The organism is Photobacterium alginatilyticum (genome assembly GCF_009910675.1).
Taxonomy (GTDB): domain Bacteria; phylum Pseudomonadota; class Gammaproteobacteria; order Enterobacterales; family Vibrionaceae; genus Photobacterium; species Photobacterium alginatilyticum.
On the sequence record NZ_RSEJ01000321.1, the window covers coordinates 1 to 405 of the forward strand.

Below are 405 nucleotides of genomic sequence, written 5' to 3' on the forward strand. Positions count from 1 at the left end.
ATGAGACCCCATAAAAGGTGTTGGTTGATATTGACAGCAGGACGGTGGCCATGGAAGTCGGTATCCGCTAAGGAGTGTGTAACAACTCACCTGCCGAATCAACTAGCCCTGAAAATGGATGGCGCTTAAGCGAGAGACCTATACTCCGCCGTTGCGACATGTGCGTTGTCTAGCGCCAGGTCGTAACGAGTAGGAAGGTCGKGGCGGTTGCGTTGAAGGCTATGAGCGTAGGCTCGGCTGGAGCKTCCGTCAGTGCAGATCGTAATGGTAGTAGCAAATATTCAAGTTCGATCCTTGAAGACTGAAGTGGAGAAGGGTTCCACGTGAACAGTAGTTGGATGTGGGTCAGTCGATCCTAAGGTACTGGCGAACGCCTTGTATCATCGGTGGCGAAAAGCTTGCTTT

Annotated in this window: 1 rRNA gene; it reads left to right on the forward strand. The window is 51.6% G+C overall.

Features of this window, described 5'->3' with window-relative positions:
- Window positions 1-405 (forward strand): 23S ribosomal RNA (locus tag EIZ48_RS31705); the annotation flags it as partial.